Source organism: Ohtaekwangia sp. (assembly GCF_036568665.1).
Taxonomy (GTDB): domain Bacteria; phylum Bacteroidota; class Bacteroidia; order Cytophagales; family Cyclobacteriaceae; genus Ohtaekwangia.
Genome location: NZ_DATCSD010000261.1, coordinates 20,549 through 27,337, shown reverse-complemented (window position 1 = coordinate 27,337; position 6,789 = coordinate 20,549). Strand labels below are relative to the sequence as shown.

7 protein-coding genes are annotated in these 6,789 nt (G+C 42.7%); all 7 read left to right on the top strand.

Annotation, left to right across the window (positions count from 1 at the left end; genetic code table 11):
* Positions 1–263 precede the first annotated feature (263 nt).
* On the top strand, positions 264–464 hold the full coding sequence (locus VIN08_RS14475) for a hypothetical protein (protein WP_331966453.1): 201 nt from the start codon (positions 264–266) through the stop codon (positions 462–464).
* 441 nt (positions 465–905) lie between these two features.
* Positions 906–1,352: a response regulator gene (locus tag VIN08_RS14470; protein WP_331966450.1), complete on the top strand. Its 447-nt coding sequence runs from the start codon at positions 906–908 to the stop codon at positions 1,350–1,352.
* A gap of 378 nt (positions 1,353–1,730) precedes the next feature.
* Positions 1,731–2,384 carry a DUF4047 domain-containing protein gene (locus tag VIN08_RS14465; RefSeq protein ID WP_331966447.1) on the top strand — a complete coding sequence of 218 codons (654 nt, stop codon included), beginning with the start codon at positions 1,731–1,733 and terminating at the stop codon, positions 2,382–2,384.
* A gap of 3 nt (positions 2,385–2,387) precedes the next feature.
* Positions 2,388–3,353: a hypothetical protein gene (locus VIN08_RS14460; protein WP_331966445.1), complete on the top strand. Its 966-nt coding sequence runs from the start codon at positions 2,388–2,390 to the stop codon at positions 3,351–3,353.
* A gap of 39 nt (positions 3,354–3,392) precedes the next feature.
* The gene (locus tag VIN08_RS14455) at positions 3,393–5,162 is read left to right on the top strand and encodes an OmpA family protein (RefSeq protein WP_331966442.1); all 1,770 of its coding nucleotides are present in this window, start codon (positions 3,393–3,395) and stop codon (positions 5,160–5,162) included.
* Between the two features lie 11 nt (positions 5,163–5,173).
* A complete protein-coding gene (locus tag VIN08_RS14450) occupies positions 5,174–5,962 on the top strand; it encodes an ABC transporter permease (protein WP_331966439.1) in 789 nt (262 codons plus the stop codon).
* A complete protein-coding gene (locus VIN08_RS14445; RefSeq protein ID WP_331966437.1) occupies positions 5,959–6,765 on the top strand; it encodes an ABC transporter ATP-binding protein in 807 nt (268 codons plus the stop codon). Before VIN08_RS14450 ends, VIN08_RS14445 begins: the two co-directional genes overlap by 4 nt.
* Positions 6,766–6,789 lie beyond the last annotated feature (24 nt).

The window sequence follows — 6,789 nt, the reverse complement described above, 5'->3', positions numbered from 1 at the left end:
CTGCTACAGTAGCGGTACCCGTCCAGAATAAAATTGTCAGCACTACTAAAATATATACTCCCGATCTTCTCATTTTCATGGCTTTGTGTCTTTGACAAAATCAGGATTGAAAGGTTTAAATGCGGGTCTTTAAAAATGTACACTTCTGATCACTGTATTGTACGTATGTGAATACATATTGTCCTGATGATCCCGTAACAACCTTAAAATCAGCCATTATAAAATTGGTAAGTCGTTTGTAAATATTCGCAAAACAGATTTGTATGAGAACAATAATGGCAATCCTCCTGTGGTGTATCTTGTTTGTGTTGTGCTGGCCGCTTGCACTGATTATGATATTTGTGCTGCCCATTGTGTGGCTGTTGTTATTGCCTTTTCGTATTCTCGGTTTCAGCCTGGAGATCGTGTTCAAGCTGATCGGTACGATTTTTATGTTTCCATTCAGAGTGCTGGGAGGCAAGTAATCGGGTGCCATAACCAGTTTAATTATTGGGGTGTAACATCGCTATACACTCACCATCGGGTATAGTATACCTTCAGAAAAATGTTTCCTGTTCTGCGCACCGGATGGGAGAAGTTTGCCTTGCTCTTTGACTGGCATATCTATATTATTCAGAATCTTTATAACCACAAACTTCCCCCTCCTATAATAAGGGAGTGGATAAGCTGCCATTTTTTATACCTTCTGTTGGTGTATATATTTGAGAACGAAACACTAAACGTTCTCTGCTGCCGGTTAAATAAATAACAGAGAAATAAAACTGATTAATAATGCCGGGAAGAAGTAATTTGGTATATTAAATTTCAGTAGAATTACTGTTTTCAATTTGTTGTTTTAACATACGTACAGACCGTTGACCATCCTGTCGTGTTGTAAACAGGTTTTATTTAAAGGCATGAATGGTATGGGAATTTCAATTTGTTGTTTGCTGGTAGAAGATGATGCAGATGATCGTGAAATATTTAGCCTGGCATTACAGGGCGTAGATGCAGAAGTAAAGTTAGTTACGGCAAATGATGGTGAGCAGGCGCTCACCAGGTTTCGGGAAGATGTGGCTTTTTTACCCCACTGTATCTTTATTGATCTCAACATGCCGCGCATGAACGGCCAGGAATGTCTGGAAGAGATCCGCAAAATCAATCGTCTGAAAGATATACCTATAGTAATGTACTCGACTACAGTAAACGCCAACTATGTAACGGAAGCGCTTCGTCATGGCGCCACCGATTTTATAGTAAAGCCCGTTACGATAGAGGCACTTACGGAATCCATCGCAAAGATATTTGCAAAACTGCAGCCGGTATTTGCAGATATTACAGCTGCTATAGAAAACAACTCTGCTCCGCTATAGGAATTTATAAAATATAGGAAAGGAAAATTGGGGTAGCCTATATTTACCCGGGTTGGTGTGCGGTATAAGAGTTTGTATATAAGTTTTTGCACAATCTCCAATCACTGCACAAAATAAATATTTGTATGTAACCCTGCATCCATTCTTAAACGCGCTCGTTTATTCTCTCAATTTCAAGCAAATCTGCACATGATCAGCGAACCCCCTGCAACTCTCTAAGTTCTGAAAGGCTGGTTTATTCATCTTAAGTATCACAATCATAAGCTTAACCCTTAAGAGGTTGCCGCCTTTTTGTCGCTTTCTAACTATATTTGAAAGCTGACCCGGAATATATTGTTACTCAACAAAACCTAATTCTAAAACCGATTAAATAAACCTATGGCTGGTATTTTCAAAAAAGCAATGAGCCTCTTTGTAGAATTTGAAGAGGACTCGGGGAAGTCTGCCCCTGCAAAATCATCTTCAACTTCTGGTACAAATCCTCCGCCACTTTCGGCTCCTGCCAGGACGCTGAATGCGGAAGACATTGATAAGTTCGAGAAACACTTTGAGCGTATGTTCGACCAGGCGAATTTGCCCGGACCGGATTACTATGAATTCTGGAAGATGGAAGAAACGCTGGAGGCGCACATCAAAGATGAGAAGGCACGCATGTCGGCTACATTCGCTTCGCTTGCTATACAGGGGCTTACAAAAGATAAGCTCATTGAATCAGCCAATAAGTATAAAGAACTGATCAACCAGGATAAAACACAGTTCGAAAAAGTAGCGAACGAAAAAAGTGAATCGGAGATCGGTAGCAAACGCAAGCAGCTTCAACAACTCGAAGAGAGTATAGCAAAACACTCCGAGATGATACAAAAGCTGACAAAAGAAATTTCCGACTCGCAGGTTGCTATGGGCAAATTGAAAGCTACGATTACGGAAGATGAAAATAAACTGGCTTCAAACAAGCAAGGCTACTATGTGGCATGCGAAGCTATGATGCAGAAAATTACTGAAGATATAACCAAAATACAGACAACTCTTTAACCTATGGAAACACAGATCTTCCCGACTGATGGGCAGCAACTGAAATCGTACTGGAACAGGCCCGGTGGTAAATTTGGTACACTGGCAGCGCTTGGCATAATCGGAGTTATAGGATACTATGTATTTCCGATCCTTACCAAGATTGTCTGGAACACAGTAAACTTTGGTATAGCACTCGCATGCCTTGGTATATTTCTCTATGTGGTTACACACCGGAAATTCCGCCTGAGTCTTTTCTACTTCTATGAAATACTCATGAAGAAACTGGTGGGTATAGTGATCGAGCTCGACCCGTTCATTATCGCTGAAGACTATATCAACGATATGCAGGAAGAACGCGAAAAATTATACAAGCAATCAGCAGAAGTAGATGGTCAGAAAGAAAAGATCGATCTCAAAATAAGAGAGAAAGAAGCAGAGATCAACAAGTTGATGACGAAAGCGCAAACTGCCAAAGAACGTAACATGATGCCGGAACTGGGCAATGCTACGCGACAGATCGGTCGACTGAATGAGTATATCAAGCAGTTAACACCTATACGCGATAACTTATCAAGAATTGGTGATTACCTGACGCGCATTCACAAGAACAGTGCATACCTCATTGAAGATGCCAAGAACGAACTTGAACTGAAGCGCGACCTGTATAAATCTGTGACTTCCGGTAACAAGGCGCTTACATCTGCTCTGAAAATATTCAAGGGCGATCCGGAGAAAAAGTTACTGGTAGAACAGTCAATGGAATTTTTGAAAGAAGATATAGCAACCAAGCTGGGCAACATGAAGAAGGCGATCAGTTACTCGTCAGATTTTATGCGCTCGATAGACCTGGACAATGCTACGTACGAGAAAGAAGGTTTGAAAATGCTGGAATCTTTCAATCCGGAAAATGAATTTAAACTTACCGTCTCTACGCAAACAAAAGTATCGACATCGATCACCGGAGATTTTGGTGATTTGCTGAAGTAATTTTTTAGAAACTTAATCTATTAAACCTGTTAAATATATATGGCAATTAAAGTAAAAACGTCCGGAAAGGTTCTGATGATCCTGATTGTACTTGGTGCAATCTTCGCCGGAAAAATTTTCTGGTGGGATAAACGACCGCAGGAAGCAAAAGCATCAACAGAGATCGGGCGTGTATCGTTACCCGATGCACCCGAAGCTTCTCTTGCCGGTGGCAATGCTATGATGTTGCCGCTGCCTTCAGAAGAAGAATCTGTAAATGGAGGTACTCGCATCGTATGGAAAATAATGGCATGGAACTCACAATTCCCGCTCATGTATGCCAACGGTGGTGCGCTTACTACGAAAGGTTCATTGCTTGATAAGGCTAAACTACAGGTAAACGTTGTTCGCCAGGACGACTGCTTCAAGTCTATCGCAGATATAGTAAAGTTTGCACAAGACTATAAGAACAATCCTGAAACACCTGCTGTGTTTGCCTCCTTCATGGGCGATGGTATGCCTGCATTCTTTGCCGGCCTGGTAAAAGAACTCGAACCACTCGGCCCGGAATATCAGCCGATCGCTTTCTATGCTATGGGTAAATCGTATGGTGAAGATCAGTTGATGGGACCTTCTGAGTGGAAGACCAATCCGCAGTCTGCCATTGGTAAAACAGTAGCCTGTGTGTTGCGCGATGGTGATATGAACATCCTGTTGAAGTGGGCGGGCGATAACAACCTGCGCGTAAACCCGGATGAAACTACGTATGATAAAGATGCGATCAACATTGTTGCTGCCAACGACTTCCTGGAAGCGGGAAATAAATATATCACCGGCTATAAGGAAAGCCGCAAGGTTATAAAAGATGGTAAGAAGACCAGTGAAGATATAACGGTAGGGGTAGACGCTGTTGCTACGTGGACACCTGGTGACGTGAACATAGCCAAACAAAAAGGTGGTTTGATCACAATCGCTAACACCAAACAGTATGCTTCGCAGATGCCGAACATTACCATCACCATCAAGAAGTTTGCATACGATCACCGTACCGACATCGAGAACCTGATCATGGCACTGGGCCAGGCGGGCGACCAGGTGAGATCATTCAACGAAGCAAAAGCTTTTGCAGCAAAGATTTCCAAGAATGTATATAACGAACAGGATGCCGACTATTGGTTGAAGTACTATAATGGTGTTACTGAAAAAGATGCGCAAGGCTTGAATGTTTCATTGGGTGGATCAATGGCGTTTAACCTGCAGGATGCTGCCAACACATTCGGTTTAGGTAAAGATGGTCTCGATCGCTACAAGATAGTATATAATACTTTCGGAGATATACTTTCAAAGATGTATCCGGAGTATATGGCTACTTATCCGCAGTACTCACAAGTGATTGACAAGTCATTCTTGCAGTCTGTGATCGTGAATCACCCTGAGTTGATGGAAGGTAAAGCGTTACAGGTTTCTTATTCGAATCAGATTACGAGCGAAGTTTCTTCGAAGTCGTATCAGATACAGTTCGAGACCGGAAGTGCGATTATCAAACCAGACTCCTATAAACTGCTGGATGAAATTCTGCAAAGCTCTGTCGTTGCCGAAGGTTTGAAAGTGGGTGTATATGGTCACACCGACAACACCGGTAGCGCAGATGTAAACCAGAAGCTGTCAGAAGATCGTGCTAACTCCGTAAAAAGTTACCTGGTGAGCAAAGGTCTCGTAGCAGAACGTGTAGAATCAAAAGGCTTTGGTCCTGCAAAACCGATCGGTAACAACGGTACGGCTGCTGGCCGCGCACAAAACAGACGCGTACAAATCGTATTGGGAGAATAATATAATTGTCAATGGATATCCTTAAACAGATCTTTAGTCCATTGACTCATATAAAAGGGCGCACCCTGGTAATACTCATCATTATCCAGACGGTTGTTGCCCTTTTATTATGGGAAATCTTTGGTGCCAATGGCCTGATCCCTACACCGCTTAAAATTATAAAGGCGGTAGTAACGATCGTAACAACCGAGTTCTTTATTGATAACTTCTTCAGCAGTCTTGGATTGACATTAACCGGCATGGGATTGTCGATCGTAATAGCGCTGGTAGTAAGTTACCTGTCACTCATACCGGTGTTTACTCCGCTGGCAAGATTTATAGTGAAATGTCGCTACCTCACATTAACAGGTCTTATCTTCCTGTTCACACTGATCACACAAGATGGTCATCAACTAAAGCTGAGTCTGCTCATCTTTGGTATAGTGCCCTTCTTTGTTACCTCCTTGCTGTCGATCATTGAATCAATCAACATACAGGAGTATGAGCTTTGCAAAACATTGCGCATGAACAACTGGCAAACATTACTGGAAGTGGTGATCATTGGCCGGCTCGACCAGGTGTTTGAAGTAATGCGCCAGAACTTCGCGATTGCCTGGATGATGATTACGATGGTAGAAGGCTTAAGTATGTCGGAAGGCGGACTTGGCACGATGCTGATCAAATCCAACAAGTATATAGATCTGAGTACCGTGTTCGCTATACTCGTGATCATTTTTGCGCTGGGTATATTCTTCGATTACTTGCTGAAGAACATGCGCTACTGGCTTTTCCCCTATACCAAAATCCATGTACGCAAATGATGAAATACAGTAAAAATGAATTGCTGATCGATGTGCAGGGTGTAAGTCTTACATACGACAAGCAGATTCTTCGCGATATCAATTTCAAGATACACAACATCGTTCGCCCGGATGTAAATCAGGGGCAGGTAATATCCCTGATAGGACGAAGCGGTATAGGTAAAACACAATTGTTCAAAATACTGGCCGGGCTGATACAGCCAACTACCGGCATAGTAAATATAGGTCTTGATCAACACCCGGTAGTAGCGGGTGAAGTAGGCATTGTGGCACAGAACTATATACTCTTTAATCATCGCACGGTACAAGAGAATCTTCGCTTGGCGATGAAACACTCGAGCAACACCCAAACCTCCGAGGAAAAAGATAAACTTATACAAGAGTATGCTGAAAAATTCGACCTGTCTGAGCATCTGAAAAAATATCCGATGCAGCTTTCAGGAGGACAGCGTCAGCGCGTTAGTATTATACAACAAGTGCTTACCGGAAACCGGTTTATACTATTGGACGAACCCTTCTCCGGGTTGGATGCACTGATGATCGATCGTGTTATGGATCTTTTACTGCGTGTTTCTACACTACACGAGTTAAATACACTGGTCATTATCAGTCACGATGTAGAGAACTCTCTCGCTATATCAGATACAGCATTTATACTCGCCCGCGAAAAAGGCAAAGAGCAAGAGTGTGCCACGATAACGGAAACACTCGACCTGATCGAGATGGGCTTTGCCTGGAACCCGAAAATTCGTGAAGACCAGGCGTTTCAGCATCTGGTGTCACAGATCAAACATAAAATATAGGGATGGCCGCTAAGCTACAGGCTA

What these genes read in the sequence shown, in the direction of transcription:
- VIN08_RS14475 (WP_331966453.1), top strand. Translation starts at nt 264, where the DNA reads ATGAGAACAATAATGGCAATCCTCCTGTGGTGTATCTTGTTTGTGTTG.
- VIN08_RS14470 (WP_331966450.1), top strand. Translation starts at nt 906, where the DNA reads ATGGGAATTTCAATTTGTTGTTTGCTGGTAGAAGATGATGCAGATGAT.
- VIN08_RS14465 (WP_331966447.1), top strand. Translation starts at nt 1,731, where the DNA reads ATGGCTGGTATTTTCAAAAAAGCAATGAGCCTCTTTGTAGAATTTGAA.
- VIN08_RS14460 (WP_331966445.1), top strand. Translation starts at nt 2,388, where the DNA reads ATGGAAACACAGATCTTCCCGACTGATGGGCAGCAACTGAAATCGTAC.
- VIN08_RS14455 (WP_331966442.1), top strand. Translation starts at nt 3,393, where the DNA reads ATGGCAATTAAAGTAAAAACGTCCGGAAAGGTTCTGATGATCCTGATT.
- VIN08_RS14450 (WP_331966439.1), top strand. Translation starts at nt 5,174, where the DNA reads ATGGATATCCTTAAACAGATCTTTAGTCCATTGACTCATATAAAAGGG.
- VIN08_RS14445 (WP_331966437.1), top strand. Translation starts at nt 5,959, where the DNA reads ATGATGAAATACAGTAAAAATGAATTGCTGATCGATGTGCAGGGTGTA.